Here is a 26,121-nt window from a genome sequence, read left to right on the forward strand (position 1 = left end):
GGGTGCTGGCGCCGCGGACCGCCGTGCCGCGGCTGAGCCGCCGCGCCCTGCTCGGAGGAGCCTCGGTCGTCGGGGTCGGCGCGCTCGCCGGGTGCGGACGCCGTACCTATGCGCCGACGGCGGCTCCCGACGGGCGCAAGGAGAGCCGGCTCAACGTCTACTCGTGGGGCGACTACGACGACCCCGCCAACATCGAGCGCTTCCGCAAGCAGCAGGACATCACCGTCCAGATGGACGCCTTCGCCTCCAACGAGGAGATGATCGCCAAGCTCAGCACGGCACGCGGCACCAGCGGCTACGACATCGTGGTGCCGACGGGCAGCTACGTGCCGCAGATGGTGGCGAACGGGATGCTGGCGCCGCTGGACCTCTCGCTCATCCCGAACTTCGCGAACCTCGAGCCGGACGCGCGCAGCCGCACCTGGGACCCGGACAACCGCTACGTGGTGGCCAAGACCATCGGTACGACGGGCTTCATCTACGACACGAAGAAGATCCAGCGCCCGATGCGGTCCTGGTCGGACTTCGTCGCCGCGGCCGGCGCCGAGGCCAAGGGCTCGACGTCCGTGCTCGACGACCCGTTCGAGGTCGCGGCGATCTACCTGGCCTCCCACGGCCAGGACCTCAACACCACCGACGCGGCGGTGCTCGCCGACGCTCGCGACTTCCTCGTGAACGACTTCGCGAAGAACATCCGCAACTTCAGCTCGGACCCGTCGCAGAACATCGTGCAGCGCGACTTCGCGCTGATGCAGTGCTACAACGGCGACGCCCGCCTCGGCATGGACGAGGGGGACTACGAGCACTGGAAGTTCGTCTACCCGACGCCGACCGCGAACCTCTGGATGGACACCTGGGCGATCGCCTCCGGCTGCCGGCACCCCGACAACGCCCACGCGTGGATCAACTTCATGCTCGAGCCGGAGGTCGGCTACCGCGACATGGACTACATCGGCTACCCGACGGGCCTCACGGGGCAGCGCGCACTCGCCGTCGAGCGGGAGGTGGACCGGGTCGACCTGGTCTTCCCGCCCGACGAGGTGATGGCCCGGCTCACGGCCGGCGTCCTCTCCGAGGCGCAGTCGACCCTGGTCGAGATCCTCAACGAGGTGAAGACGAGGGCCGGCTCGTGAAGGGGCGCGGTGCGTGGACGTCGTTCCCGGTCTGGGCGTGGCTGCTGTTCTTCATCTTCATCCCGCTCGGCCTGGTCGCCTGGTACAGCTTCGGCTACAAGCCGGGCCTCTTCTCGCCGGTCGCGAACGACAAGCTCTCCCTCGACAGGTACGGCGAAGCGCTCACCGGCACCTTCCTGCGCACGTTCTGGAACACCCTGCAGATCGCGGGTGTCGGCACCGCGCTGTGCGTGCTCATCGGCGTCCCCTTCGCCTACTGGATGGCGGTGCGGACCAGTCCGCGGATCCGCGGGCTCCTCGTCGCGCTGGTCCTCGTGCCGTACTGGACGAGCTTCCTGGTGCGCACGATCGGCTGGCAGATCGTGCTCGCGCCCCACGGCTTCCTGTCCCAGACGCTCCAGGACCTGCACCTGATCGACGGGCCGCTGTCGGTGCTCTACACCCGCGGTGCGGTGCAGCTCGGCGTCGTCTACAACTACCTGCCGCTGATGATCCTGCCGCTCTACGTGGCCTTCGAGCGCACCGACCCGGCGCAGCGCGAGGCCGCACGCGACCTCGGCGCGGGGCGCTGGCGGACGTTCTTCTCGGTCACGCTGCCGGACGCCCTGCCGGGGCTGGCGGCCGGGTGCCTGCTGGTGTTCATCCCGCTGACGGGTGACTACATCACCCCGTCGGTGCTGGGCGGAGCGCGGGGCAACATGGTCGGGCAGATGGTCGCCCAGCAGTTCGAGAGCGCGCAGAACTGGGCGCTCGGTGCGGCGATGGCGTTCGTGCTGATGGGCTTCATCATCGCCACCGTGGTGGTGGTCGGACTGGTGTTCCTCGCCGCGCGGGCCGTCGTACGGTTCCGGCGGCGGATCGACCTGGAAGGAGTGGCGTGATGGCCGCGCGACGCAAGGACCCCGTAGGTGCGGCGTTCTGGGTGTTCGGGCTGGCTGTCTTCGCCTTCCTGTTCACGCCGATCGTCGTGATCGTCATCTACTCGTTCAACGACGGGCGGCTGCTCGGCTCGTGGCAGGGCTTCGGCCTCGACGCCTACAAGAGCGCGCTGCACAACGCCACGATCCGCGACGCGGTGCGGATCTCGCTGCTCTCGGGCCTGCTCGCCGCGATCGTCTCGACCGTGCTCGGCACGGTCGGCGGCGTCTTCCTGGCCCGCTCGCGAAGCCGCTGGGCGCTGGTCCTGACCGGGCTCCTGGCGATCACGCTGGTGACGCCCGAGATCATCGACGCCATCTCGATCCTGCCGTGGTTCGTCACGCTCGGCACCGACGGGCACATCGGGCTGCTCAACAACGGCCTGGTGCGGCTCGTCGTCGTCCACACGTCGGTGGCGCTGGCGACGGTGACGTTCATGGTGCGCGCCCGGATGGCGGGGATGGACCCGGCCATCGAGGAGGCCGCCTCGGACCTCTACGCGACGCCGTGGAACCGCTTCCGTCAGGTCACCCTCCCGATGGCCCGGCCGAGCATCATGGCCGGCGCGCTGATGGCGTTCACGCTCAGCCTCGACAACACCGTGGTGTCGTCGTTCGTCGCGCTGCCGGGCTCGACGTCGTGGCCCGTCTATCTCTTCGGGACGCTGCGGACCGGGCCGCGCCCCGAGGTCGCCGCGGTCTCGACCCTGATGCTTCTACTCACCCTCGGCGCGCTGGTCCTGGTGGCCGTCGTCCTGCGCCGGGGCGGGGAGCGCGACCTCGCGAGCGCCCTGGGGGCAGGATGAGCGACATGGAGCGCAGCGTGGACGCCGGGAGCGTCGAGATCCCGCACGAGCCGGTGGCGGCGGCCGACGTCGTCTCCGGGACGCCGAGCGTCGGCGTGCTCGAGCTCGGTGAGCTCGGGGGCGTCGAGATCGGGATCTGGGAGATCACGCCCGGGGTGGTGACCGATGTCGAGGCGGACGAGGTGTTCGTCGTACTCGCGGGCGAGGGCACCGTGCGCTTCGTCGACACCGGTGAGAGCGTCGAGCTGCGGCCGGGCGCGCTCGTCCGGCTGAACGAGGGGGAGCGCACCGAGTGGGAGATCCGCTCCCGGTTGCGGAAGGTCTACCTCGCCTGACCCCAAAAACGCCGAAGTGCGGGGGTTGCTGGTCCGAGGTGGGGAGGTTGCTGGGTCGAGATCGGAATCTCGACCCAGCAACCGTCGTACTTCGGGGCAGCAACCCCCGCACTTCGCGGGGGTGTCAGGCTCCGGCGCGGCTCCGGGTGCGCTCGGCCAGCTCGGCCAGTGCGGCCGGGAAGATCGACGCCGGGGGCGTGACCAGGCCGGCGCCGACCTGACCGACACCCGCGAGCTTGCCGGCCATGCCGGTGTTGATCTGCGGCAGGATGCCGGTCCGGCACACCGACGAGACGTCGATGCCCGTGGCGGCACCGGCGAAGTCGAGGACCGGGATCGGCCAGCGGTTGTTCTCGCCGATGGTGATCTCGCGCATCCGGCGGCTGGTGGCCAGGGCGTCGGGGACGGTGCCGCCGACGAAGCGCACGATCGCCGGAGCGGCGGCCATCGCGAAGCCACCGATGCCGGCGGTCTCGGTGATGGCGGAGTCGCCGATGTCGGGGTTGGCGTCGTCCGGGCCGTAGTCACCGAGGAAGAGACCCTCGGCGAGCTGGGCGGGGCCGGTGAACCACTGGTCGCCGGTGCCGGAGACCTGGATGCCGAAGTCGGTGCCGTTGCGGGCCATCGCGACGACCATCGTCGAGCCGGGGATGTCGCGGCCCGCGTCGAGGGCGAGCTTGCACGCCGGCATGGCGATGTTGAGGAAGAAGTGGTCGTTGCCGCCGATGAATGCGAACGCCTCGGCGATCTCGTCCGACGAGCGGTTCGCGCGGACCAGGGCCGGCGCGAGGTCGCGCATGAGCATCAGGGTGCCGGCGCGGTTGCGGTTGTGGGCCTCGTCGCCCATCTGGAGCATCTGGCCGAGGATCGCGGTGGCGTCGACCGGGTCGGAGCCGGCGACGGCCTCGCCGAGCAGCGGGCCGAGGACGTCGCGCATCCAGCGCAGCCGCTCGAGCACCTCGGGGCCGTAGGCGCCGTAGCGCAGGACCTTCCCGAGACCCTCGTTGAGCGAGCAGTAGGTACGGCGACCGGTGGCCGGGTCCTCGAGGATGAACATCCACATCGAGGGCGACACGACGCCGGCCATCGGGCCGACGGCGCTGCGGTGGTGGCACGGCTCGAGCGAGACGTTCGCGCCCGACGCGAAGAGCGCCTCGGCGTCCTCGGGGTCCTCGACGAGGCCCTCGAACGCGGCGGCGCCCATGAGCGCGCCGCGCATCGGGCCGGAGGCGCGCTCCCACTCGATCGGCGGACCGGCGTGCAGGAACTGGCCCTTCTCGAGACCGAGCAGCTCGGACGCCGGGGCGACGCCGACGAGCAGCGCCTGGACGTCGAGCATCCGCGAGACGGCGAGCGCGTTGGCGTCGCGGCGCAGCGGGTCGGCCGCGACCGTGGCGAGGTCGTCGGTGGTGCCCTCCATCGGGGGCTTCCAGTCGACGCGCTTGACGGGGACGGCCTGGGCCTCGACGGCCGCGGCGAACATGTCCGCGCCGACGGCGGCGACGGCAGCGGGGGACTGGCTGGGCAGGGACGTGGTGCTCATCGGGCGCCTCCGGTGGCGAGGGCAACCGCCCGGCGGGTGGCTGCGGCGTTGGACAGGTGGACCTCGGCGCCGGCGGCGGCGAGCGCCTCGGCCTGACGGGTGAGCCCCTGCTGGTCGGCCGAGGTGCCGACGCAGGCGACGACGACGGGGACGTCGCGGGTGGCCCGGGCGGCGGCGATCGCGGGGGCGAGGTCGCCGGCCGGGTCGTCCTGCGCACCGTGCCCGAGGACGACGTCCATCAGGATCACCGCGGTGGCGGGGTCGGCCGCGACCTTGGTGAGGTGCTCCAGGCGCAGGGTCGGGTCGATCATCGGGTGCGCCCGGCCGCGGGTGAGGCCGTCGTCGCCGAAGTCGATCATCAGGTGACCCGGGCTGAGCATGCTCGCGTCGAGCGCCAGCTCGGGGGAGAGCGGGATGTTGCTGCGGATGTCGCCGAGCGTGGCGGCCGCGAGCAGCATCGCCTCGTCGCACAGGGTGCCGCCGACGAACAGCCCGCGCAGGGCGGAGCCGCCGTCGGGCGCGGCCACGGCGGGGGTGCCCCACACCGGCCACTCCGGTACGGCGACGCCGAGGTCGCCGAGGAGCGCCTCGACCTGCGTGGTGATGTCCGGCTGGCCCGCGCCGAGCAGCGCGAAGCGGACGGGGGTGCCGAGCGTGGCGGCGTACTCCTCGACGGCGGCGGCCACCTCGGGCGCCGGCGGCTTGGAGACGACGACGATGTGCTCGACGCTCGGGTCGGCGTCGAGCCGGTCGAGCGCGGTCGTGGTGGAGATGCCGCCGATGGCCGAGGACAGGTCGCGCCCGCCCACGCCGAGGGCCGCGGCCACGCCGACGCCGGCGGCGTCGAGGAGGGCCAGGATCTGCTGGCAGCCGGTGCCCGAGGCCGCGACGATGCCGACCCGGCCGGGCGTGACGGTGTTGGCGAAGCCGAGGCCGAGGCCGCCGACGACGGCGGTGCCGCAGTCGGGGCCCATCACGAGCAGGCCGCGGTCGCGGGCGATCCGCTTCATGGCGAGCTCCTGCTCGACCGGCACGTTGTCGCTGAAGATCATCACGTCGGAGCCCGCGTCGAGGGCGTCCATCGCCTCGACCAGCGCCGAGGCACCGGGGACCGAGACGAGCGCGAGCCCGCCGCCGGCGCGGCGCAGGGCGGAGCCGGTGGTCCGCGGCGGGGCGGTCACCTCGCCGCCGGTGGAGCCCTTGCGGGCGGCGGCCAGCGCGGCGTCGACGGCAGCGAGGGCGGCGGGCAGCACGCTCTCGTCGTCGAGGCGCAGCGCGACCACCATGTCGTTGGGCGATGCGGCAGGCAGGGTGAACCCCATGCCCTGCAGCACCTCCAGGTTGAGATCGGTCGCCATGGCCACCTGGGCGGCGGTGACTCCGGGCGTGGCCGCGACGTCGCGGCTCACCTGGAGCAGGGCGACGCTGTCGGCGTAGGCGCCGGGACGGATCTCGACGTGCTCGACGGTCATCGAGGACTCCCTTCAAGGGGTGTTGCGGGGCTGGACAGGACGGACGGATGAAGTGCGAGGAGGGCGCCGAGGAGCATCCCGGCACCCGAGGTGTGGCCGACCGCACGCAGGCCGGCCACCGCGGCGGCGACCTCGTGGCCGGAGCCGAGGGCGAGGAGGAGCCGGCGGAACGGCGGGATCGAGGCGCCCGCGGCGGCGTCGGCCAGCAGGGTCGCGGAGAGCGAGGTGGTGCGGTGCGCCTGCGCCCGTACGGCGTCCGCGACCGCACCCGGGTCGCGACCGGCGGCACGGGTGGCCACGAGCCAGCCCGACAGCACGTCGTCACCCACGGGGGTCAGGCCGTCGCCGCGCCCCACCAGCGCCGGTACGGCGGCCGGGTCGCCCGCCGCGAGCGCGTCGAGGGCGGTCTCCGGCAGCTGGCGCCGTATGACGGCCAGGTCGGGGTCGGCGAGCGCCAGCCGCTCCCCGGCGGCCGCCGGGTCCGGCAGCGCGGGCGCGTCGGTGGCGACGATCCGGTCGACCCCCACGCTGAGGCCGGGCAGCGCGACCACGCCGTCGCCCACCGGCACCGGGGCGCCGACGGCGACCTCGGGCAGCGCGGTCAGCATGGTCGCGATCGCGGAGGGCACGTGCACCGCGCCGCGGGCCACGACGCCGACGACGCGCTCGTCCACGCGGACGTAGACGGCCTCGCGCCCGGAGTGGAGCACGGTGCCGACCCGCACGGGGCCGGCCAGGAGGTCGCGGAGCGCCGCTCCGCCCGCCCCCGCGACGCGGCCCGGGGGCAGCGTCGACGACGAGAGGGCGGGATCCGGCACTTGTCGGACGCTAACGGGTGGGTATCGTGCATCGAATGGTGAGCATTGCCAACGTCGGGCCAGAAGACGGGCAAGAGTTGATAGCCACGCCGGGGGACCCCATCACCGACCATGGCTTCATGGATGTCGAGGACCTCGCTGAGTCGCTGGCACAGCTCGTGCTGGCCGGCGCCGACCTCGACGAGCTCGTGACGACCATCGGCGAGGTGCTGGAGGCCGAGGTCGCGGTGACCACGACCGACGGCCGCGAGCGCGCGGCGCGCCTCGACGACGACACCCGCGCTCGGCTGGCCGACGCCGACCTGACCGACGAGACCGGGCGGCTGCGCGTGGAGTGGCTGGGGGAGTGGTTCGGCCGCGAGAACCAACCGATCAGCGGCGCCCGCATCCACCGCGTCCCGCTGGCGACCCCGACCCAGGCCCTCGGGCACCTGGTCGCCGTGGTCGCCCGCGAGCTGAGCGAGCGCGAGGTGACCGCGCTCAACCGGGCTGCCACCGCCGTCTCGCTGTCGATCACCCGCGAGCAGGCGGTCTCGGCCGTCGAGCACAAGTACCGCGGCGACTTCCTGCGCGACGTCTTCCTGGGCCGGGCCGGCTCCGAGGAGTTCGTCCGCGAGCACGTGGCCGGCTTCGGCTGGGAGCTCGGCGGACCGCTCATCGTCGTGGTCGCCCAGATCGACCCGGACCCCAGCGGCCAGCCGGTCGCGGTCGAGGACCAGCGCCAGTGGCAGGGCCGCTTCGCCAACGCCTGGCGCCAGGTCTCCGGTGCGGTCGACAAGGCCATCCCGATCGCCGACTTCGGCTCCGAGGTGGTCGCCGTGCTGCCCGGCGACGACGTCGAGGCCACCGCCGACCTGGTCCGCCGCCTGGTGCACGCCGTGGCCGGCGACAAGGGCGGCGGCCGGCGTCCGTTCTCGGTCGGCGTGGGCCGGGTCGCGCCCGGTCCGGCGACCCTGCCCGACAGCTACTCCCAAGCGCGCCGTGCGCTCGAGGTCGGCCGCCGCTTCCGCGGCGTCAGTACCACCACGTGGTTCGACGACCTGGGCCTGCACCGGCTCATCGCGATGGTGCCCGAGACCGCCGAGCTGCGGGCGTTCGCCGACGACGTGCTGGGCGAGCTGGCCGAGTCCACCGAGGAGGCCGCGACGCTGCGCGAGACCCTCCAGGTGCTGCTCAACACCAACTTCAACGTGGCCGAGGCCGCGCGCACCCAGTTCTTCCACTACAACACGATGCGCTACCGCGTCGGCAAGCTCGAGCGGCTGCTCGGACCGGTCGCCTCGGACCAGAACCTGCGCCTCGACGTGGCGGTCGCCCTCAAGGTCCTGGAGGTCGTCGGGCACTGATCGACCACCGCGGCGCCTAGGGGCAACATTCGACACCAGATCAGCGTCCCTTTGGCGAAACTGGCCAGTGAGGTGTGACGTGGGCCTCAATAGGTTGGTCCCTCTGGGCTCGTCCAGGAGGCAGCCCCGAAGGAGGAGGACTCAGCATGTCGATGTTCAAGTGGGAGGTAGTCGACCCGGCTCCGGGTGAGCCGGTCGCGCCCCACCAGCGGCTCCCCTGGGGCCGCACCATCGGACTGGGCGCGCAGCACGTCGTTGCGATGTTCGGTGCGACGTTCGTGTTCCCGCTCGTCATGGGCCTGGACCCGAACCTGGCCATCATGTTCTCGGGTGTCTGCACGATCGGCTTCCTGCTGATCTGCAGCAACAAGGTTCCCAGCTACCTCGGTACGAGCGCCTCGTTCGTCGCCGGTGTCGCTGCGATCCGCACGCAGGGCGGCGACTCCGCCGACGTGACCGGCGCGATCCTGGTCGCGGGCCTCGTGCTCGCCGCCATCGGTGTCGCCGTGCACTTCGCGGGTGCCGGCCTGATCCACAAGATCCTGCCGCCGGCCGTGACCGGTGCCGTGGTCATGCTCATCGGCTTCAACCTGGCGCCGGTCGTGGCGGGCGTCTACTGGCCCCAGGACCAGTGGATCGCGCTCATCACCGCAGGCTTCCTCGTCGTCGCCTCGGTGCTGCTCCCGGGCTTCTGGTCCCGGATCGCGGTCTTCCTGGCGCTGATCTTCGGCTTCATCGTCTCGATCTTCGCCGACAAGGTGTTCGGCCAGATCACCTCGGTCCTCGGCGGCGCCACCGAGGCCACCGCCCACGACCGCGTCACGTGGGACGGCGTCAAGGCGGCCGACTGGATCGGCTTCCCGAGCGGCAAGCTCACCGACGGCGTCAACGTCATCCACGGCCCGAGCTTCTCGATGACCTTCATCCTCCTCGTGCTGCCGGGCGTCATCGCGCTCATCGCGGAGAACACCGGTCACGTCAAGGCCGTCGCCGAGATGACCGGCGACAACCTCGACCCCTACATGGGTCGTGCCATCGGTGCCGACGGTCTGGCCACCGCGTTCGCCAGCGCCTTCGGCGGCTCGCCGACGACGACGTACGCCGAGAACATCGGCGTCATGGGTGCCACCAAGGTCTACTCGACCGCCGCCTACTACGTGGCCGGCATCGTGGCGATCCTGCTGGGTCTGAGCCCGAAGTTCGGTGCCATCGTCAACGCCACCCCGGGTGGTGTGCTCGGCGGCATCACGGTCGTGCTCTACGGCATGATCGGCCTCGTCGGCGCGAAGATCTGGGTCGAGAACAACGTCGACTTCGGTGACCCGGTCAACATGGTCGGCCTGTCGGCCGGTCTGATCGCCGGCATCGGCGGCGTCACGCTCAAGATCACCGACGACTTCCAGCTCGGTGGCATCGCGCTCGGCACGATCCTCGTCATCGTGTTCTTCCATGCAGTCAACCGCCGCAAGGCGGAGCTCGGATCAGGAGAGGTGACCAAGAGGCTGTGAAGCCCGCACCGTTCGACTACGTCCGGCCGGGGTCCCTGGAGGAAGCCCTCCAGGCCCTGGCCGAGCACCCGGAAGCAAAGGTCCTCGCTGGAGGCCAGAGCCTCGTGCCGCTGCTCTCGATGCGGCTCGCGGCCCCGGCCGTCCTGGTTGACATCAACGAGCTGCCGGATCTCGACCACGTCAGGGTCGGCGCCGACGGCGTCCGGGTGGGAGCACTCGCCCGGCACGCCCAGGTGCTCGCCGACCCCGACGTGGCCCGGGTCCAGCCGCTGGTGACGAAGGCCCTGGCCAACGTCGCCCACGCGACCATCCGCAACCGCGGGACGACGGTCGGCTCGCTGGTCCACGCGGACGCCGCGGCGGAGATGCCCATGGTGCTCCGCCTGCTCGACGGCTCCGTCGACGTGGTCGGACCTTCCGGACGTCGGACGATCCCGGTCGACGAGCTCTACGTCGGCCCCCTCGAGTCGAGCCTGCACCACGACGAGATCGCCGTGGAGGCGTTCTTCCCGGCCCTCGCGGCCGGCAGCGGTGTGGCGTTCGAGGAGATCGCCCGCCGCCACGGCGACTACGCCATGTGCGGCGTGGCCGCCGTGGTCGCGGTCGACGGCGGCCGGATCACCTCGGCCAAGGCCGGCTACCTCTCGGTCTCCGACATCCCGGTGGTGGTCGACCTGACCGAGGCCCTCGGCGGCGTCGTCGACAACCCGTCGCTCGCCGCGGCCGCGGAGGTCGCGCTCGCCGAGCTCGACCCCGAGACCGACATCCACGCGACGGCGGACTACCGCGCGCACCTGGTCCGGGTACTGACCGCGCGGGTCGTGAGCGCCGCGTACGACGATGCCCGCGCCCGGGCGGAGGGAGCAGCGTGACCGAGAAGACCCACGAGATCCGGCTCAACGTCAACGGCACCGACCACGACGTCGAGGTGCCCGCGCGCCGCCTGCTCTCCGACGCCCTGCGTCACGACATCGGCCTGACCGGCACCCACGTCGGCTGCGAGCACGGCGTCTGCGGCGCCTGCACGGTGCTCGTCGACGGCCAGCCCATGCGCAGCTGCCTCATGTTCGCGGTCTCGGCCGCGGGCCACGAGGTCACCACGGTCGAGGGGCTGGAGAACCCGGACGGCTCGCTCGGCCCCGTCCAGCAGGCGTTCCGCGAGTGCCACGGCCTCCAGTGCGGCTTCTGCACGCCGGGCTTCCTGACCACGATCACCGCCGGCATTGCCGAGAACCCCGAGCCCACCGAGGACGAGGCCCGCGACATGGTCGCCGGCAACCTCTGCCGCTGCACGGGCTACCAGAACATCGTCAAGGCGGTCTGCCGGGCAGCCGAGCTGGCCCGCGAGAGCGAGGACGAGCAGTGACCACCAAGATGATGGGCGCCAAGGTCCAGCGCGTCGAGGACGAGCGGCTGGTCCGCGGCACCGGGCGCTACGTCGACGACGTGGCGCTCGACGCGCTCCACACCGCCGTCCTGCGCAGCCCCCACGCCCACGCCCGCATCCTGTCGATCGACGTCGACGCCGTCCTCGACCTCGACGGCATCCACGCCGTGTGGACCTACGACGACCTCGAGGGCGCGATGGCCGAGCCGCTGCCGCTGCTCATCCCGCACCCCACGCTGACCCACGGCCGCACGCAGTACGCGCTGGCCAAGGACGAGGTCAACTACGTCGGCGAGGCGATCGCCCTGGTCGTCGCCGACGACCGCTACCTGGCCGAGGACGCCCTCGCCCTCATCGCCGTCGAGTACGAGCTGCTGCCCGCCGTCGTCGGCGTCGAGACCGCGCGCGACGGCGCGAACCTGGTCCACGACGACGTCCCCGGCAACGTGGCCGCCCGCATGGAGCAGTCCAACGGCGACGCCGCCGCGGCCATCGCCGCCGCGCCCCACACGCTCTCCCTCGACCTCAAGATCGAGCGCAGCGCCTGCATGCCCATGGAGGGCCGCGGCACCGTCGCGCGCTGGGACCCCGACCAGAACCGGCTCCAGGTCTGGACGTCGACCCAGACCTCCACCGGCGTCCGGGCCGCGATCGCCGCCAAGCTCGGCCTCGACCTCGGTCAGGTCGACGTCATCACGCCCGACGTGGGCGGTGGCTTCGGCGTCAAGATCGTGCACCCCTGGCCCGAGGAGCTCCTCGTCCCGCTGGCCGCGCAGAAGCTCGGCCGCGCGGTGAAGTTCACCGAGGACCGCCGCGAGCACTTCATCTCCTCGGCCCACGAGCGCGCCCAGGTGCACCACGTCGAGGTCGGCTTCGACGACGAGGGCCGGGTCCTCGGGCTCGACGTGCGCTTCTGGCACGACCACGGCGCCTACACGCCCTACGGCCTGATCGTCCCGATCATCACCTCGACCCAGCTGCTCGGCCCCTACAAGCCGGGCGCCTACCACGTGCAGTTCGACTCGCTCTACACGAACACGGTCATCGTCACGCCCTACCGGGGCGCGGGCCGGCCCCAGGGCTGCTTCGTGATGGAGCGGACGATGGACGCCATCGCCGCCGAGCTCGGCAAGGACCGCGCCGACGTCCGGGCGATCAACTTCATCCAGCCCGACGAGTTCCCCTACGACCAGGGCCTGATCTTCCAGGACGGTCGCGAGCTCAAGTACGACTCCGGCGACTACCCGGCCATGCTCGACAAGATCAAGGACCTCGTCGACTGGGACAACTTCGAGTCCTTCCGCGCGGCCAAGGCCGCCGAGGGCAAGCGGGTCGGCCTCGGCCTGGCCTGTTACGTCGAGGGCACCGGTGTCGGCCCCTACGAGGGCGCGCACGTGCACATCGAGACCTCCGGCAAGGTCAAGGTCGCCACCGGTCTCACCTCCCAGGGCCAGGGCCACCAGACGGCGTTCGCCCAGATCGTCGCCGACGAGCTCGGCGTGCGCTTCGAGGACGTCGAGATCACCACCGGCGACACCCGCCGGATGCCCTACGCGGTCGGCACGTTCGCCTCCCGCGCGGCCGTGATGAGCGGCTCGGCCATCCACCTGGCCGCCAAGCGGACCAAGGAGAAGGCGCTGCGGATCGCCGCCGACGCCCTCGAGGCCGACATCGACGACCTCGAGATCGTCGACGGCATCGTGAGCGTCAAGGGCACCGACAGCTCGATCCCGCTCGGCACGGTCGCGGTCCTGTCCAACCCGCTGCGCTACGCCTTCGACGAGGCGTCCAAGGCCGCCACCCAGTTCAACGTCGGCGACCCGACGAAGCCGCCGGTGGCCGAGGACGACGAGCCGGGCCTGGAGGGCAAGGACTTCTACTCGCCGCCGCGCTCGACGTTCGCCTCCGGCATGCACGCCGTGATCGTCGAGACCGACGTCGAGACCGCCGAGATCAAGATCCTCAAGTACGCCGTCGTCCACGACTGCGGCCACCTGATCAACCCGATGATCGTCGAGGGCCAGATCCACGGCGGCGTCGCGCAGGGTGTCGGCGGGGCGCTCTACGAGCGGATGGCCTACGACGAGTCGGGCCAGCTGCTCAACGCCTCGTTCATGGACTTCCTCATGCCCTACGTCACCGAGGTGCCCGAGAGCATCGAGATCGACCACCTGGAGACCCCGTCTCCGCTCAACCCGCTCGGCATCAAGGGCGCGGGAGAGGCCGGCGTGATCCCTGGGTCCGCCGCCTTCGCCGCCGCCATCGAGGACGCCGAGCGCATCACCATCACCGCCATGCCCATCTCGCCGTCGGAGCTCTTCGCGCTGCGCGCGGCCCAGAAGGAGTCGAAGTGAAGATCTCCGGTCAGAACACCATCGCCGCCCCCGTCGAGAAGGTCTGGGACGCGATCCTCGACCCGCGCGTCCTCGTGGCGACGATCCCCGGCTGCGAGCAGCTCGAGGCGACCGGCGAGAACGCCTACGCGATGACCGTCAGCGCCGGCGTCGCGGCGATCAAGGGCACCTACTCGGGCTCGTGCGTCCTCGAGGACCTCCGCAAGGGCGAGGGCCTGACCATGAAGCTCAAGGGTGCCGGCGCGCCGGGCACCATCGACGCGACGGTCCTGGTGACCTTCGCCGACCAGGGCGGCCAGACCGTGCTGTCCTACGACGCGGACGCCGTCGTCGGCGGCATGATCGGCGGCGTGGGTCAGCGGATGCTGACCAGCGTCTCGCGCCGGATGGCCGCGGAGTTCTTCGGCAACGTCGAGAAGGTCATCGCCAACGGGCTGCCCGCCGAGGTGGCCGAGGCCGCCCCGGCGACCAACGCCGAGGGCGCCCAGGTCTTCGCCGCCGCCCCGAAGCCCGCCCGCGCCGCGGCCGGTGCCGGTGCCGCCGTGGGTGGCGAGTCGTTCCTCATGGGCGTCGCGATCGGCGGTGGCCTCGTGCTCGCTGGTGTGATCGTCGGCGGTCTGCTGGGCCGTCGTCGATGACCGGTCCCGTCGAGATCGGGCCCGACTCGACCGCCCGGGACCAGGCCGCAGCGGTCCGTCGCCGCGACATCTCCGCGCGCGAGCTGCTCGACCTCCACCTGGACCGGATCGCCGAGCGCAACCCCGAGCTCAACGCGATCGTCTCGCTCGACGAGGAGCGGGCCCGTGCGGGCGCCGCGGCCGCCGACGAGGCGCTCGCCTCGGGCGCCGAGGTCGGCGCGCTGCACGGTCTGCCGTTCGCGTTCAAGGACACCCACGCGGTCGGGGGCTGGCGGACGACGTACGGATCGCCGGTGATGACCGACAACGTGCCCGAGCGCGACGAGCTGATCGTCGAGCGCGTGCGCGGTGCGGGCGCGGTCACGATCGGCAAGACCAACGTCCCCGAGTTCGCGGCCGGCTCCCACACGTTCAACCCGGTCTTCGGCACCACGCTCAACCCGGTCGACCCGACGCGCTCCGCGGGTGGGTCCAGCGGCGGAGCGGCGTGCGCGCTGGCCTCCGGCATGGTGCCGCTGGCCGACGGTTCCGACATGGGCGGCTCGCTGCGCAACCCGGCGTCCTTCTGCGGCGTGGTCGGCATGCGCCCGAGCCTGGGCCGGGTGCCCGAGTGGCCGCTCTACAACCAATGGGAGACCACGTCGGTGGGCGGCCCGATGGCCCGCAATGTCGGCGATCTCGCGCTCCTGCTCTCCGTGATGGCCGGACCCGATGCCCGCGCCCCCCAGGCGCTCGGCGACCCGGGCTCGGTCTTCGCCGAACCGGTGGCGGCATCGCTGGCGGGTCTGCGGGTGGCGCTCAGCGTCGACCTCGGTGGCGCGATCGACGTCGACCACGAGGTCGCCGCGGTGGTCGAGCAGGCCGGCCGCGCGCTGGCCGGCGCCGGGGCGTCCGTGTCCGGCGCCGCGCCCGACCTGGGCCTGGCCGACGACACCTTCCGCACCCTGCGCGCCTGGCACTTCCAGGCCAAGCTGGGCCGGCTCCTCGCCGCGCACCCCGACGCGTTCAAGCAGTCGCTGGCCGACAACATTCGGGCCGGCGAGTCGCTGACCGGGGCCGACGTGGCCCGGGCCTACACCCAGCGCACCGCGCTGTCCGAGACGATGCGCGCCTTCTTCGGCGACCACGACGTCCTCGTGCTGCCGGTCTCGCAGGTCCCGCCGTTCCCGGCGACCCAGGAGTTCCCGACCGAGATCAACGGCAAGCCGATGGCGACCTACCTCGACTGGATGCGGTCGGCGTACTTCATCACCGTCACCGGCTGCCCGGCCATCTCGGTGCCCTTCGGCACGACGTCGACCGGCCTGCCCGTCGGCGTCCAGCTCGTCGCGCCGCACGGCGCCGACCGGCGCCTGCTCGAGGTCGCGGCCGCCGTCGAGGCGCTCGCCGGCTGAGTCCCCGTCCGCGGCCGCCCGCGGGCACGTCGTACGCCCACCTGCCTCCGGGCCGGTGGGCGTTCGGCATTTCCGGAGATCGCCATGCGCCCAGCGAAGCGCGGTCGTCAATGTCTGCCGACGATCTGCCACTTCCTCGGCAGAAGATGCCGTCGTGCGAAGCGACGCGGGTCACTTGAATGTGACCCATGACAGCGAGGCGGATCAGAATCGGCATCGACACCGGCGGCACGTTCACCGACGTCGTCGCCTTCGACGAGGACAGCGGTGCGGTGATCACCACCAAGACCCCGAGCACGCCGGCGAACCCGGCCGACGGGTTCCTGGCCGGCATCGACAAGGTGCTGGAGATCGCGGGAGCGGAGTCCTCCGACGTGGTGGCGGTCAGCCACGGCACCACGGTCGCGACGAACCAGCTCCTCGAGGGCAAGGTGGACGCGCTGGGGTTCATCACCACCGAGGGCTACGAGGCGATGCTGGAGATCGCCCGTCAGTCGGTGCCCGACGGCTACGGCAACTCCTACTTCTGGGTCAAGCCCGACCGGATCGTCCCGCGGGACCTGGTCAAGGGCGTCGGCGGCCGCCTGGACTTCACCGGCGCCGAGATCCGTCCGTTCGACGAGGCCAAGGCCCGTGAGGTCGCGCGCTGGTTCAAGGCCAAGGGGATCGACACGCTGGGTGTCTGCTTCCTGCACGCCTACGCCAACCCCGCCCACGAGGAGCGGATGCGCGAGATCATCGCCGAGGAGCACCCCGACGCGGTCGTCTCGATCTCGAGCGAGGTGCTGCGTGAGTACCGCGAGTACGAGCGCTCGATGACCACCCTGGTCGACGCCGCGGTCAAGCCGAAGCTCTCCCGCTACGTCAACAACATCAAGGACCGCCTGGCCGCGCAGACCGGCCGGACCGTCCCGTTCTACGTGATGAAGTCCAACGGTGGCGTGCTCTCGGCCGACGAGGTCGTGCACCAGCCCATCACCACCGTCCTGTCCGGCCCCGCGGCGGGCGCGCTCGGCGCGGCCCTCATCGCCAAGGTCGCCGGCTTCGACAAGGTCCTCACCTCCGACGGCGGCGGTACGTCGACCGACGTCTCGGTCGTCATCGACGGCGAGCCCACGCTGACCACCGAGGGCAGCGTCGGCGTCTACCCGTCCAAGATCCCGATGATCGACGTCGTCACCGTCGGTGCCGGCGGCGGCTCCATCGCCTGGCTCTCGCCCGAGGGCACCCTCAAGGTCGGCCCCCACTCGGCCGGCGCCGACCCGGGCCCGATCTGCTACCGCAAGGGCGGCACGGACGTCACCATCACCGACGCCCACGTCTTCCTCGGCCGGATCCCTCCCCACCTGCTCGGTGGCGAGATCCCGCTCGACGTCGACGCGGCCACCGCCGCGATCCAGCAGCTGGCGGGCAAGCTCGGCATCACCGCCGAGGCCTGCGCCAACGGCATCCTGGAGATCTCGGCGTGGAACCAGGCCAACGCGCTGCGCCAGGTGACCGTCAAGCGCGGCCTCGACGTGCGTGACTTCACCCTCACCACGTTCGGCGGCTCGGGCTCGCTGCTCCTGTGCCGGCTCATGGACATCCTCAACGTCCCGACCGTGCTGGTCCCGCCGAACCCGGGCAACGTCTCGGCCTTCGGCCTGCTCACGGTCGACGTCAAGAACGACTACGTGCAGACCCACGTCGCGCTCCAGGAGAACGTCGACACGGCGGACCTCCAGCGCGAGTTCGACGTCCTGCAGGCGCGGGCCGCGGAGGCCCTCAGCAAGGAGGGCTTCGCCGAGGCGGACCACGTCTTCGTGCGGACCGCCGACGTGCGCTACTTCGGCCAGGCCTTCGAGGTCCGGGTCGGCGTCCCCGACGGTCCGGTCACCACCGAGACCCTGAGCGCGGTCGCCGACCGCTTCCACGCCGAGCACAAGGTGCTCTACGGCTACGACTTCTCCGGCGACTCCTCGCAGCAGGTCGAGATCGTCAACCTCCGGGTCTCGGGCGTCGGCCCGATCAAGCGCCCCGAGATCCTCCGCGCCGACGAGGCGAAGCCGGAGCCGCAGCCCACGGGCACGCGCTCCATCTGCTTCGACGCCGAGGCCGGGTACGTCGAGACGCCGATCTTCTGGCGCCCCGACCTGCCGGCCGGCCAGGTGCTCACCGGTCCGGTGATCATCGAGGAGTTCGGTTCGACCGTGCCCGTCCACCCCGGCTTCACCGCCCGGGTCGACGACTACGCCAACATCATCGTGACGCGCTCGGAGGGAAACTGACATGTGCCTGAGCTGCCAGACCATCTCTGTCCAGAACCCGGCCGCCCCGCGGACGTTCACCCACGACGATGACATCACCTCGCACCGCGCGCCGACCCAGTTCCCCTTCGGCACCCTGACCGAGGACGCCGGCCGCAGCGCCGACCCCGTCCTGGTCGAGATCGTCCAGGGGTCGCTGGCCGCCGTCGAGCACGAGGTCGAGACCGCCATCGCGCGGACCAGCCGCTCGCCGATGATCCGCGACGCCCACGACTTCCGCGCGGGCATCCACGACCGGCTGCTGCGCAAGCTCACCGGCCGCTCGTACTCCGCGCTCGTGCACCCGGTCGCCCGGGACTTCCCGATCGAGGAGATGAAGGAGGGTGACGTCTTCTTCCACAACGACGTCTACCTCTCCGAGGGTGGCATCGGCCACCTCCCCGACCTGTGCGTCACCGTCCCGGTGTTCGCCGGCCCCGAGGGGGAGCGGCGCGTCGTCGCGTTCATCCAGGCCTTCGGCCACCACGACGACATCGGCGGCGCGGTGCCCGGCTCCATGCCGTCCCACGCCACCAGCGTGTTCGAGGAGGGCCTCGCGGTTCCCCCGATCAAGCTCTGGGACGCCGGTGTGCCGAACCGCTCGGCGCTGACGATCATGACCCGCAACTCGCGCATGCCCGAGTCGCTCGCGGCCGACCTGGACGCCGAGTGCTCGGCCTGCCTGATGGGCGCGCGGCGCCTGGGCGAGCTCTTCGACCGCTACGGCATCGAGACCGTCGAGGCCTGCTTCGACGCCGTCATCGACCGCTCCACCGAGACCTACCGGCGCGAGATCCTCTCCAAGATCCCGGTCGGCACCTGGACCTGGGAGGACTACGCCGAGCACGACGGTGTCGACGACCCGCAGCTGCACACCCAGCGGATCACCCTGACCCGTACCGCGGCCGAGGACCCCGAGGGCGAGCGGCTCATCCTGGACTTCGCGGGCACCGGCCCGCAGGCCAAGGGCCCGATCAACCACTGCGGTGACTACTCCGACGGTGTCTTCCTCAAGAAGTGGCTCGCGCCGATCCTGCGCAACCTGGCCGACACCCCGGAGCGGATGGCCGAGCTCGACGTCAACGAGGGCGTCGTGCCGCTCATCGAGATGCGCTTCCCCGAGAAGGGCACGCTGCTGACGCCGATCTTCCCGGCGCCGACCAACGCCCGGACGTTCGTCATCCTGCGCCTGCTCGGCGTCCTGGCCGGCGTGATCGCCAAGGCGGTCGACGGCAAGATGCCCGCCGACCAGGAGACGATCCGCTACACCGGCGTCTACGGCGAGGACCTCGAGGGCCGCTCGTACCTCATGCGCGAGGTGCTCGGCGGCGGCTCGGGCGGTCGCTACTACGCCGACGGCGAGGACACCATCCACGTCGTCCCGGACTCGCGCAACCTCCCCACGGAGTTCACCGAGTCGCGCTTCCCGTTCGTGGTCGAGTCGCTCAGCCTCGCCCAGGACTCCGGCGGTGCCGGTCAGTTCCGCGGCGGCCTGGGCTACGAGAAGCACATCCGGATGCTCAAGGACGCGCACTTCATGTCCATCGCGGACCGCTCCATCCTCGCCTGCTGGGGCGTCAAGGGCGGCAAGGCGGGCAAGCCGTTCCAGGTCACCATCGACCCGGGCGGCCCCAACGAGCGTGAGGTCGACGCCCTCGCCGACGCCGAGCCCGTGGTGGCCGGCGAGACGATCCGGATCCGCACCACCGGTGGCGGCGGCTGGGGCAACCCGGTCGACCGCGACCCGGAGCTCGTGGTCCGCGACGTCGTGTGGCGCAAGGTCTCGGCCGAGGCGGCCCTCGCCGACTACGGCGTGGTCCTGACCGGCTCGCTCGACGACGACACCCTCGGGTACGACGCCGCGGCCACCACGGCCGAGCGCGCCGCCCGCCCGGCTCCGGCCGACGAGGACGTCTTCTTCGACCGTGGCCCCGGCTACAGCACCCTGTCCGGTGGCGCCGCCGCGGCCGCGGTGGACACCCTCTGAGGATCGCCGTGAAGGTCGCGGTCCTCGGAGGATCGGGCAAGACCGGCCGCGCCGTCAGCGCGGCCCTGGCTCAGGCGGGCGTGGCGACACGCCCCCTGGGCCGGGCCGCGTTCGGTGATCTGCCGGCCGCCCTGGCCGGAGCCGACGCGGTGCACGTCATCGCGCCCAACCTCCACCCGGACGAGCCCGGGTACGTCACCGCCGTGCTCGCCGCGGCCCACCAGGTCGGCGTCGGCCGGATCGTCTACCACTCGGTCGCCTCGCCCTACGTGCCGGCGATGCCGCACCACGTCGGCAAGGCCGAGGCGGAGGACCTGGTCCGCCGCTCCGGGCTGGAGTGGACGATCCTGCAGCCCTGCGCCTACGTCCAGAACTTCGTGCCCGCGCTCGTCGCGGGCGCCGAGTCCGCGGCCGGCTCCGGGGGTGCCGCCCGGCTCGACGTCCCCTATGCGGTGCACACGCCGTTCGGGCTGGTCGACCTGCACGACGTCGCAGCGGCCACCGCGGTGGTGCTGACCAGGCCGGGGCACGTCGGGGCGACGTACGAGCTCGGGGGACCGGCGCTCGTCAGCGTCGCCGACGTCGCCGCCGCGGCCGCGACGGTGCTCGGTCACGAGGTGCTCGCACGCCGGATCGACCCGGACGACTGGGACGAGAGCGCGACCGGGCTCGACGAGCGCGAGCGGGTCTGGCTGCGCGCGATGTTCGCCTACTACGACGACCACGGGCTCCCGACCGGGGGCGTGCCGCTCGGTGCGCTGCTCGGCCGCGCGCCGGCAGGTCTTGGTGAAGTGTTGTCCCGGGAGCTGGCTGGCAGGAGTTGCCAGGGTTGACGCCGGGAGTTGGCTGATCCTCACGATGAACGCGGGTGACCCGGCTCACTAGGTTCGCAGTCATGAGAATCCTGCTCGCCCTCGGCGGCAACGCGATGACGTCGCCGGACGGCAAGGCCCGTCCGGAGGACCAGATCGCTGCCGCGACCGAGGCCATGGAGGCGGTCGCCGACCTCGTCGCCGAAGGCGTCGAGGTCCTGATCACCCATGGCAACGGTCCCCAGGTGGGCAACCTGCTCGTCAAGAACGAGCTCGCTGCCCCCGTCGTACCTCCCGTGCCGCTCGACTGGTGCGGTGCCCAGACCCAGGGCACCCTCGGCGACATCCTGATGAACGCCCTCGACGCGGCCCTCGCCGCGCGGGGCATCGCCCGTCCCACCGCGGCGCTGGTCACCCGGACCCGCGTCGACGCCGACGACCCCGCGTTCGCGGCGCCGAGCAAGCCGGTCGGCCGCTACCTGTCCGCCGACGAGGCGCAGACGATGATCGACCACGGTGAGACGTGGGAGGACCGCGGCGAGCGCGGCTGGCGACGCATGGTCGCCTCGCCCGAGCCGCTCGAGGTCATCGACGCGCCCGCCGCCGTCGCGCTCGTCGACGCCGGCTTCGTCGTGATCGCCAACGGCGGCGGGGGCATCCCGACCGTCCGTCGTCCCGACGGCACGCTCGCCGGCGTCGAGGCGGTCATCGACAAGGACCTCGGCGCCGCGCTGCTCGCGCGCGCGGTCGAGGTCGACATGCTCGTGATCGCCACCGACGTGGCGCACGCGATCCTCGGCTTCGGTACGCCGGAGGCCGAGGACATCGGCGAGGTCACCCTGGACCAGATGCGTTCCTACGCAGCGGCCGGGCACTTCGCCGGAGGCTCGATGGGGCCGAAGGTCGACGCCATCTGCCGCTTCGTCGAGCGGTCCGGCCGCCTCGGCGTCATCACCGATCTCAGCAGCATCGTCGCTGCCGCCTCCGGCAAGGCCGGAACGATCGTCACCCCTAACCGAAAGGAAGCCTGACATGCCTTCTGCCATCGAGGTCCGTAAGGTCCCGATCCACTCCGTCGCCGACGCTTCCGAGCTGGCCAAGCTCATCGACGACGGCGTCTTCGCCGCCGACCGCGTCATCGCGATCATCGGCAAGACCGAGGGCAACGGCGGCGTCAACGACTACACCCGGATCATCGCCGACCGCGCCTTCCGCGAGGTCCTGATGGCCAAGGGCGCCCCCGAGGAGCAGGTCAAGGGCGTTCCGATCGTGTGGTCCGGCGGCACCGACGGCGTGATCAGCCCCCACGCCACCATCTTCGCCACGGTCGACGTTCCCGAGGACGACCCGAGCCGCGACGAGCAGCGCCTCACGGTCGGCTTCGCGATGAGCGAGCCGATCCTGCCCGAGGAGATCGGCTACGTCGCGATGATCGAGAAGGTCGCCGCGGGCGTGAAGGTCGCCATGGAGCGTGCCGGCATCACCGACGTCGCCGACGTGCACTACGTGCAGACCAAGACCCCGCTGCTCACCATCCACACCATCCGTGACGCGCACAGCCGCGGCAAGGAGGTCTGGACCGAGCACACCCACGAGTCGATGGACCTGTCCAACGGCGTCACCGGCCTCGGCATCGCCGTGGCCCTCGGCGAGATCGAGATGCCGACCGACGCCGACGTGATGAACAACCGCGACCTGTACTCGTCGGTGGCCTCGTGCTCCTCGGGGGTCGAGCTGGACCAGGCCCAGATCGTCGTGGTCGGCAACGCCAAGGGCGTCGGCGGCCGCTACCGCATCGGCCACTCGGTGATGAACGACGCGCTCGACCAGGACGGCATCTGGGACGCCATCAAGAACGCCGGCCTCGACCTGCCCGAGCGCCCGCGCACCGCGGACCTCGACGGCCGCCTGGTCAACGTGTTCCTCAAGTGCGAGGCCTCGCAGAACGGTGAGGTCCGGGGTCGTCGCAACGCGATGCTCGACGACTCCGACGTGCACTGGCACCGCCAGATCAAGTCGTGCGTCGGTGGCGTGACCGCCGCCGTCACGGGCGACCCGGCCGTCTTCGTGTCGGTCTCGGCCGCGCACCAGGGTCCCGAGGGTGGCGGCCCCGTCGCCGCGATCGTCGACCTGGGCTGACCAGCCCGCGCCGTGTAGCCCCGGCGCGAGCCTGGGCCAGGAGGGGCCCGACCTACCGGTCGGGCCCCTTCGCCGTGTCCGGGGCTCATCGGCTCATCGGGCCGGCGGGGAGAACACGCTGAACTGGTTGCCGGCCGGGTCGCGCAGGTAGGCGAACGTCGGCACCCCGGGCCCGACGTCGAGGTGCTGGCTGAGCACCGTGCCGCCGAGCTCGGCGGCCGCCACGCAGGTCGCGGCGACGTCGGCGACGAGGATCGAGAACACGGCGTGGCCCGGCAGCTGGCCGCCGGTGCCGAAGATGCCGCCCGAGGGTGCGCCCCCACCGCCCGGAGCGGTGACCAGGCGGTAGTCGAGACCGCCGGCCTGGGAGGCCTCGTCGGCGGCGAAGGACCAGTCGAAGAGGCCGCCGTAGAAGGTCTCGGCGGCGCCCGGGTCGTCGGTGGCGATCTCGAACCAGGCGACGGTGCCGGGGACGGGCGGGGCGGCGGGGGTGGTGGTCATGGTGGGTCCTCCTGGAGGTGTCGGGTGGGTACGACGACCACGCTCCCAGCGGTTGGCGACAGCCCTATGTCGGAGTTTCCGCGGCCATCGCGAGGATCTTGTCCGGGCCCAGCGCGGCCTCCGGCCGGGCGATGAGCTGCCCGGGGATCTCGGGCTCGATCGGCCGGCGCGGGCCGCGGGGGAGCGCGGGGGTGCGCTCGGCGCGGGTGATCCGGTCCATCCGGAACACCCGGTCGTCCTCGCGCAGCCGGCACCAGGCGGTCAGGTAGGACCCGCGCGGGCCGACGACCACGTGCTGCGGTTCGACCTCGCGCTCGGACTCGACGCGGTCGATGTCGACATAGCCGATCCGGAGGACCTGGCCCCGGCGCACCGCCTGCCAGATGGTCTCGGCGACGTCGGCGTCCGGCGCTGCCCCCTGCGGTACGACGAGCCGCACCTTGGCCGCCGCCGTACGGGCCTCGGCGAGCGCGGCCGGCGGCATCGCGGCGACGATCTTCTGCAGCGCCGAGCGGGCATCGCGCGCGAACAGCACGTGGGCGCTGCTGCTGAGCGCCATCGCGAGCGCCGTCGCCTCGCGCGGGGTGAAGTTGAGCGGTGGCAGCGTCATCGACGGGTCGAGGCTGTAGCCGCCGGTGCGGCCCTGCTTGGTCGCCAGCGGTACGCCGGCCTGGCCGAGGGCGCTGAGGTCGCGCTCGACCGTCCGGACGCTGACCTCGAAGTGGGCGGCGAGCTGGCTCGCCGTACGTCCTCGGGGGCCGGCGGCGCGCAGCTCCTCGACCAGCGCGTAGAGACGGTCGGTGCGGTTCATGTCCCGCACGCTAGGCGCGAGCATGGACAGTGCCGGGCTGTCGGCGGCGTGTGGGACATTCGTGCTGTGCCTCGCCCGACCCGTCCCGACGTCCCCGACGCCTACGTCGCCCGGCTGCGCGCGATCTTCGCCCGGCTCCCCGAGTGCGCCGAGGAGGACGCCTGGGTGGGCGTGCGCTGGCGGGTGTCCGGGACGACCTCGACGGTGGCCCACGTTTTCGGCGGCGAGGACCAGCTCTACCGGATCGTGTTCCGCGCCGAGCCCGACGAGGTGATGGCGTTCCAGCACCTGGGGGCGCCGTACTTCCGGGCGGAGTGGGGCGGCAATGTCGTCGGCATGCTCATCGACGACGACACCGACTGGGTCGAGCTCGGCGAGCTGCTCACCGACTCCTACTGCCTCCAGGCGCCGCCGCGGCTGGCCGACCTGGTCGACCGGCCCTAGCGATCGGGTCAGCGCTCGGCTCAGCCCTCGGCCGAGCGCGACCAGCCCTGTTCGGTCTCGTCGATCGGCGCCCAGCTCGGGATCAGGAACAGTCCGCTCGCCTCGACCGCGGCCTCCTCGCCGGGCACGCCGATGCTCGCCTCGACGGTGATCTTGCGGCCGTTCTCGTCGGCGATGCGCGCCTCGAGCCGGACCGGCCCGAGCGGCAGCGGACGGCGGTAGCGCAGGGTCAGCGTGCCGGTCATCGTGAGCCGCTTGAAGCCGCTCGCGGTCTCGCCCATGATCTGGTCGAGCAGCAGCGCGGAGATGCCGCCGTGGACCATCCCCGGCGGGCCCTCGTAGGCCGCGCCGAGCGTCACCTCGGCGTACGCGCTGGCGCTGGCGTCGTCGTGCACGTTGAGCACCGGCGGCGCGATCGCGTTGCCGCGCCCGACCACGGCGTTGCCCCAGTTCCACGAGCGGCCCTCGGAGTTGAACCGCACCCCCGCCGGACCCGGCAGCTGGGCGGCGCGCAGCCGGGCGACGAGCGCGTCCACCTCGTCTCGTACGGCGACCAGCTCGTCGTCGGCGACCGTGCTACGGATGGTCGCGTCGACGAGGTCGCGGACGGAGTCGGTGAGCGAGGAGAGGACCTTCTCGCGACGGTCGACCTCGCCGGACGGGATCTCGTCGTGGATGAACATCTCCATGGTCATCCCTAGATTGTCCCGCATGAGCGACAGCACCGGTGCCCCGGCCGTCCAGACCATCCGCGTCGACCGCACCCTCGTCATCGGTCTCGACCGCCCGGCCAAGCGCAACGCCATCAACGGCGCCGTCACCCAGGGCCTCGACGAGGCCCTCAACCTCCTCGAGGACGACGACTCCCTCTGGTGCGGCGTGCTGACCGGCGGACCGTCGGTCTTCTCCGCCGGCGCCGACCTCGCCGAGGGCCCCGGCGAGCCCACCGAGCGCGGCGGCATCGCCGGGATCATGTCGCGCGTGCGCCCCAAGCCGCTGATCGCCGCGGTCGAGGGCTACGCCCTCGGCGGCGGCCTCGAGCTGGTCCTGGCCTGCGACCTCGTCGTCGCCTCCCGGACCGCCACCTTCGGCTTCCCCGAGGTCAAGCGCGGCCTCCTGCCCGACTTCGGCGGCGTCTTCCGCGCCCCCCGCGTGCTCCCCGCCAACGTCGCCCGCGAGATGCTCCTGACCGGCGAGCCGATCGACGCCGAGCGCGCCGAGCGGCTCGGCTTCGTCAACCGCCTGGTCGAGCCGGGCGCGACCTTCGACGTCGCGCTCGGGCTGGCCGCCACCATCAGCGGCAACGCGCCGCTCGCCGTACGGGAGGCGTTGGCGTTGGCCCAGGACGAGATCAACGGCGACGAGTCCGCGAGCTGGGCCGCCAGCCACGCCGCGCACGCGCGGCTGCTGGCCTCGGCGGACGTCGCCGAGGGGATCACGGCGTTCTTCGAGCGGCGCGAGCCGCGCTGGACCGGGCGCTGAGGCCGCCTG

General features: G+C 72.1%; 24 protein-coding genes. 18 read left to right on the forward strand and 6 right to left on the reverse strand.

Annotated features, from left to right (window positions below; translation table 11 throughout):
- Positions 1-2 precede the first annotated feature (2 nt).
- Genes M0M48_RS01655 through M0M48_RS01670 form a run of 4 tightly spaced genes read left to right on the forward strand, consistent with a single transcriptional unit; the run spans position 3 to position 3,191 of the window.
- Positions 3-1,133 carry an ABC transporter substrate-binding protein gene (locus M0M48_RS01655; RefSeq protein WP_257754139.1) on the forward strand — a complete coding sequence of 377 codons (1,131 nt, stop codon included), beginning with the start codon at positions 3-5 and terminating at the stop codon, positions 1,131-1,133.
- Positions 1,130-2,014 (forward strand): ABC transporter permease, encoded by an 885-nt coding sequence (locus M0M48_RS01660; protein ID WP_215816537.1) that lies wholly within the window; start codon positions 1,130-1,132, stop codon positions 2,012-2,014. Before M0M48_RS01655 ends, M0M48_RS01660 begins: the two co-directional genes overlap by 4 nt.
- Positions 2,014-2,856 (forward strand): ABC transporter permease, encoded by an 843-nt coding sequence (locus tag M0M48_RS01665; RefSeq protein WP_215816536.1) that lies wholly within the window; start codon positions 2,014-2,016, stop codon positions 2,854-2,856. Before M0M48_RS01660 ends, M0M48_RS01665 begins: the two co-directional genes overlap by 1 nt.
- A gap of 5 nt (positions 2,857-2,861) precedes the next feature.
- Positions 2,862-3,191 carry a cupin domain-containing protein gene (locus M0M48_RS01670; protein ID WP_257754140.1) on the forward strand — a complete coding sequence of 110 codons (330 nt, stop codon included), beginning with the start codon at positions 2,862-2,864 and terminating at the stop codon, positions 3,189-3,191.
- Between the two features lie 124 nt (positions 3,192-3,315).
- Here M0M48_RS01670 and M0M48_RS01675 read toward each other — a convergent pair whose 3' ends face one another.
- The 3 genes from M0M48_RS01675 to M0M48_RS01685 are packed head-to-tail and all read right to left on the reverse strand — an operon-like array spanning position 3,316 to position 7,024.
- Positions 3,316-4,734: a YlbE family protein gene (locus M0M48_RS01675; RefSeq protein ID WP_257754141.1), complete on the reverse strand. Its 1,419-nt coding sequence runs from the start codon at positions 4,732-4,734 to the stop codon at positions 3,316-3,318.
- Entirely contained in the window at positions 4,731-6,206 is a 1,476-nt protein-coding gene (locus M0M48_RS01680) for an FdrA family protein (RefSeq protein WP_215816533.1), read from the reverse strand. The genes M0M48_RS01675 and M0M48_RS01680 overlap by 4 nt, the downstream gene beginning before the upstream one ends.
- The gene (locus M0M48_RS01685) at positions 6,203-7,024 is read right to left on the reverse strand and encodes a DUF2877 domain-containing protein (RefSeq protein ID WP_257754142.1); all 822 of its coding nucleotides are present in this window, start codon (positions 7,022-7,024) and stop codon (positions 6,203-6,205) included. The genes M0M48_RS01680 and M0M48_RS01685 overlap by 4 nt, the downstream gene beginning before the upstream one ends.
- A 119-nt stretch (positions 7,025-7,143) precedes the next feature.
- Between M0M48_RS01685 and M0M48_RS01690 the strand changes: the two genes are divergently transcribed.
- From M0M48_RS01690 to M0M48_RS01745, 12 genes are all read left to right on the forward strand, one after another.
- Positions 7,144-8,370, forward strand: a complete 1,227-nt coding sequence (locus M0M48_RS01690; RefSeq protein ID WP_257754143.1) for a PucR family transcriptional regulator — start codon at positions 7,144-7,146, stop codon at positions 8,368-8,370.
- A 146-nt stretch (positions 8,371-8,516) separates the two neighbouring features.
- The gene (locus tag M0M48_RS01695) at positions 8,517-9,878 is read left to right on the forward strand and encodes a uracil-xanthine permease family protein (RefSeq protein ID WP_215816530.1); all 1,362 of its coding nucleotides are present in this window, start codon (positions 8,517-8,519) and stop codon (positions 9,876-9,878) included.
- Positions 9,875-10,750 (forward strand): FAD binding domain-containing protein, encoded by an 876-nt coding sequence (locus M0M48_RS01700; RefSeq protein ID WP_257754144.1) that lies wholly within the window; start codon positions 9,875-9,877, stop codon positions 10,748-10,750. The genes M0M48_RS01695 and M0M48_RS01700 overlap by 4 nt, the downstream gene beginning before the upstream one ends.
- Complete coding sequence (locus tag M0M48_RS01705) at positions 10,747-11,244, forward strand: (2Fe-2S)-binding protein (protein ID WP_215816528.1); 498 nt, start codon at positions 10,747-10,749, stop codon at positions 11,242-11,244. Before M0M48_RS01700 ends, M0M48_RS01705 begins: the two co-directional genes overlap by 4 nt.
- Positions 11,241-13,619, forward strand: coding sequence for an aerobic carbon-monoxide dehydrogenase large subunit (gene cutA / locus M0M48_RS01710; protein WP_215816527.1), 2,379 nt, complete (start codon positions 11,241-11,243; stop codon positions 13,617-13,619). The genes M0M48_RS01705 and cutA overlap by 4 nt, the downstream gene beginning before the upstream one ends.
- Positions 13,616-14,257: an SRPBCC family protein gene (locus M0M48_RS01715; RefSeq protein WP_215816526.1), complete on the forward strand. Its 642-nt coding sequence runs from the start codon at positions 13,616-13,618 to the stop codon at positions 14,255-14,257. The genes cutA and M0M48_RS01715 overlap by 4 nt, the downstream gene beginning before the upstream one ends.
- Positions 14,254-15,651 carry an amidase gene (locus tag M0M48_RS01720; RefSeq protein WP_257754145.1) on the forward strand — a complete coding sequence of 466 codons (1,398 nt, stop codon included), beginning with the start codon at positions 14,254-14,256 and terminating at the stop codon, positions 15,649-15,651. The genes M0M48_RS01715 and M0M48_RS01720 overlap by 4 nt, the downstream gene beginning before the upstream one ends.
- 188 nt (positions 15,652-15,839) lie before the next feature.
- Complete coding sequence (locus M0M48_RS01725) at positions 15,840-17,918, forward strand: hydantoinase/oxoprolinase family protein (protein ID WP_257754146.1); 2,079 nt, start codon at positions 15,840-15,842, stop codon at positions 17,916-17,918.
- A 1-nt stretch (position 17,919) separates the two neighbouring features.
- Complete coding sequence (locus M0M48_RS01730) at positions 17,920-19,923, forward strand: hydantoinase B/oxoprolinase family protein (protein WP_257754147.1); 2,004 nt, start codon at positions 17,920-17,922, stop codon at positions 19,921-19,923.
- Positions 19,924-19,931: 8 nt separating this feature from the next.
- Positions 19,932-20,756 (forward strand): SDR family oxidoreductase, encoded by an 825-nt coding sequence (locus M0M48_RS01735; protein ID WP_257754148.1) that lies wholly within the window; start codon positions 19,932-19,934, stop codon positions 20,754-20,756.
- Between the two features lie 62 nt (positions 20,757-20,818).
- A complete protein-coding gene (locus tag M0M48_RS01740; protein WP_257754149.1) occupies positions 20,819-21,766 on the forward strand; it encodes a carbamate kinase in 948 nt (315 codons plus the stop codon).
- Position 21,767: 1 nt separating this feature from the next.
- On the forward strand, positions 21,768-22,874 hold the full coding sequence (locus tag M0M48_RS01745; RefSeq protein ID WP_215816520.1) for a ring-opening amidohydrolase: 1,107 nt from the start codon (positions 21,768-21,770) through the stop codon (positions 22,872-22,874).
- Positions 22,875-22,967: 93 nt separating this feature from the next.
- Here M0M48_RS01745 and M0M48_RS01750 read toward each other — a convergent pair whose 3' ends face one another.
- A complete protein-coding gene (locus tag M0M48_RS01750) occupies positions 22,968-23,375 on the reverse strand; it encodes a VOC family protein (RefSeq protein ID WP_257754150.1) in 408 nt (135 codons plus the stop codon).
- Between the two features lie 64 nt (positions 23,376-23,439).
- A complete protein-coding gene (locus M0M48_RS01755) occupies positions 23,440-24,186 on the reverse strand; it encodes a helix-turn-helix transcriptional regulator (RefSeq protein ID WP_257754151.1) in 747 nt (248 codons plus the stop codon).
- A gap of 66 nt (positions 24,187-24,252) precedes the next feature.
- On the opposite strand from M0M48_RS01755, the gene M0M48_RS01760 reads away from it, so the two are divergent.
- The gene (locus M0M48_RS01760) at positions 24,253-24,630 is read left to right on the forward strand and encodes an MmcQ/YjbR family DNA-binding protein (RefSeq protein ID WP_257754152.1); all 378 of its coding nucleotides are present in this window, start codon (positions 24,253-24,255) and stop codon (positions 24,628-24,630) included.
- A 20-nt stretch (positions 24,631-24,650) separates the two neighbouring features.
- Here M0M48_RS01760 and M0M48_RS01765 read toward each other — a convergent pair whose 3' ends face one another.
- The gene (locus tag M0M48_RS01765; protein ID WP_252373723.1) at positions 24,651-25,325 is read right to left on the reverse strand and encodes a PaaI family thioesterase; all 675 of its coding nucleotides are present in this window, start codon (positions 25,323-25,325) and stop codon (positions 24,651-24,653) included.
- A 16-nt stretch (positions 25,326-25,341) separates the two neighbouring features.
- Between M0M48_RS01765 and M0M48_RS01770 the strand changes: the two genes are divergently transcribed.
- Positions 25,342-26,112, forward strand: a complete 771-nt coding sequence (locus M0M48_RS01770) for an enoyl-CoA hydratase-related protein (RefSeq protein ID WP_257754153.1) — start codon at positions 25,342-25,344, stop codon at positions 26,110-26,112.
- The last annotated feature ends 9 nt before the right edge of the window (positions 26,113-26,121 follow it).

Origin of the sequence: Pimelobacter simplex (assembly GCF_024662235.1) — a bacterium.
Taxonomy (GTDB): Bacteria; Actinomycetota; Actinomycetes; order Propionibacteriales; family Nocardioidaceae; genus Nocardioides.

Bases quoted from the DNA above. Each gene is read 5' to 3' on its own strand.
- M0M48_RS01665 (WP_215816536.1), top strand. From the start codon at position 2,014: ATGGCCGCGCGACGCAAGGACCCCGTAGGTGCGGCGTTCTGGGTGTTC.
- M0M48_RS01670 (WP_257754140.1), top strand. From the start codon at position 2,862: ATGGAGCGCAGCGTGGACGCCGGGAGCGTCGAGATCCCGCACGAGCCG.
- M0M48_RS01675 (WP_257754141.1), bottom strand. From the start codon at position 4,734: ATGAGCACCACGTCCCTGCCCAGCCAGTCCCCCGCTGCCGTCGCCGCC.
- M0M48_RS01680 (WP_215816533.1), bottom strand. From the start codon at position 6,206: ATGACCGTCGAGCACGTCGAGATCCGTCCCGGCGCCTACGCCGACAGC.
- M0M48_RS01690 (WP_257754143.1), top strand. From the start codon at position 7,144: ATGGATGTCGAGGACCTCGCTGAGTCGCTGGCACAGCTCGTGCTGGCC.
- M0M48_RS01695 (WP_215816530.1), top strand. From the start codon at position 8,517: ATGTCGATGTTCAAGTGGGAGGTAGTCGACCCGGCTCCGGGTGAGCCG.
- M0M48_RS01720 (WP_257754145.1), top strand. From the start codon at position 14,254: ATGACCGGTCCCGTCGAGATCGGGCCCGACTCGACCGCCCGGGACCAG.
- M0M48_RS01725 (WP_257754146.1), top strand. From the start codon at position 15,840: ATGACAGCGAGGCGGATCAGAATCGGCATCGACACCGGCGGCACGTTC.
- M0M48_RS01730 (WP_257754147.1), top strand. From the start codon at position 17,920: ATGTGCCTGAGCTGCCAGACCATCTCTGTCCAGAACCCGGCCGCCCCG.
- M0M48_RS01740 (WP_257754149.1), top strand. From the start codon at position 20,819: ATGAGAATCCTGCTCGCCCTCGGCGGCAACGCGATGACGTCGCCGGAC.
- M0M48_RS01745 (WP_215816520.1), top strand. From the start codon at position 21,768: ATGCCTTCTGCCATCGAGGTCCGTAAGGTCCCGATCCACTCCGTCGCC.
- M0M48_RS01750 (WP_257754150.1), bottom strand. From the start codon at position 23,375: ATGACCACCACCCCCGCCGCCCCGCCCGTCCCCGGCACCGTCGCCTGG.
- M0M48_RS01755 (WP_257754151.1), bottom strand. From the start codon at position 24,186: ATGAACCGCACCGACCGTCTCTACGCGCTGGTCGAGGAGCTGCGCGCC.
- M0M48_RS01765 (WP_252373723.1), bottom strand. From the start codon at position 25,325: ATGACCATGGAGATGTTCATCCACGACGAGATCCCGTCCGGCGAGGTC.
- M0M48_RS01770 (WP_257754153.1), top strand. From the start codon at position 25,342: ATGAGCGACAGCACCGGTGCCCCGGCCGTCCAGACCATCCGCGTCGAC.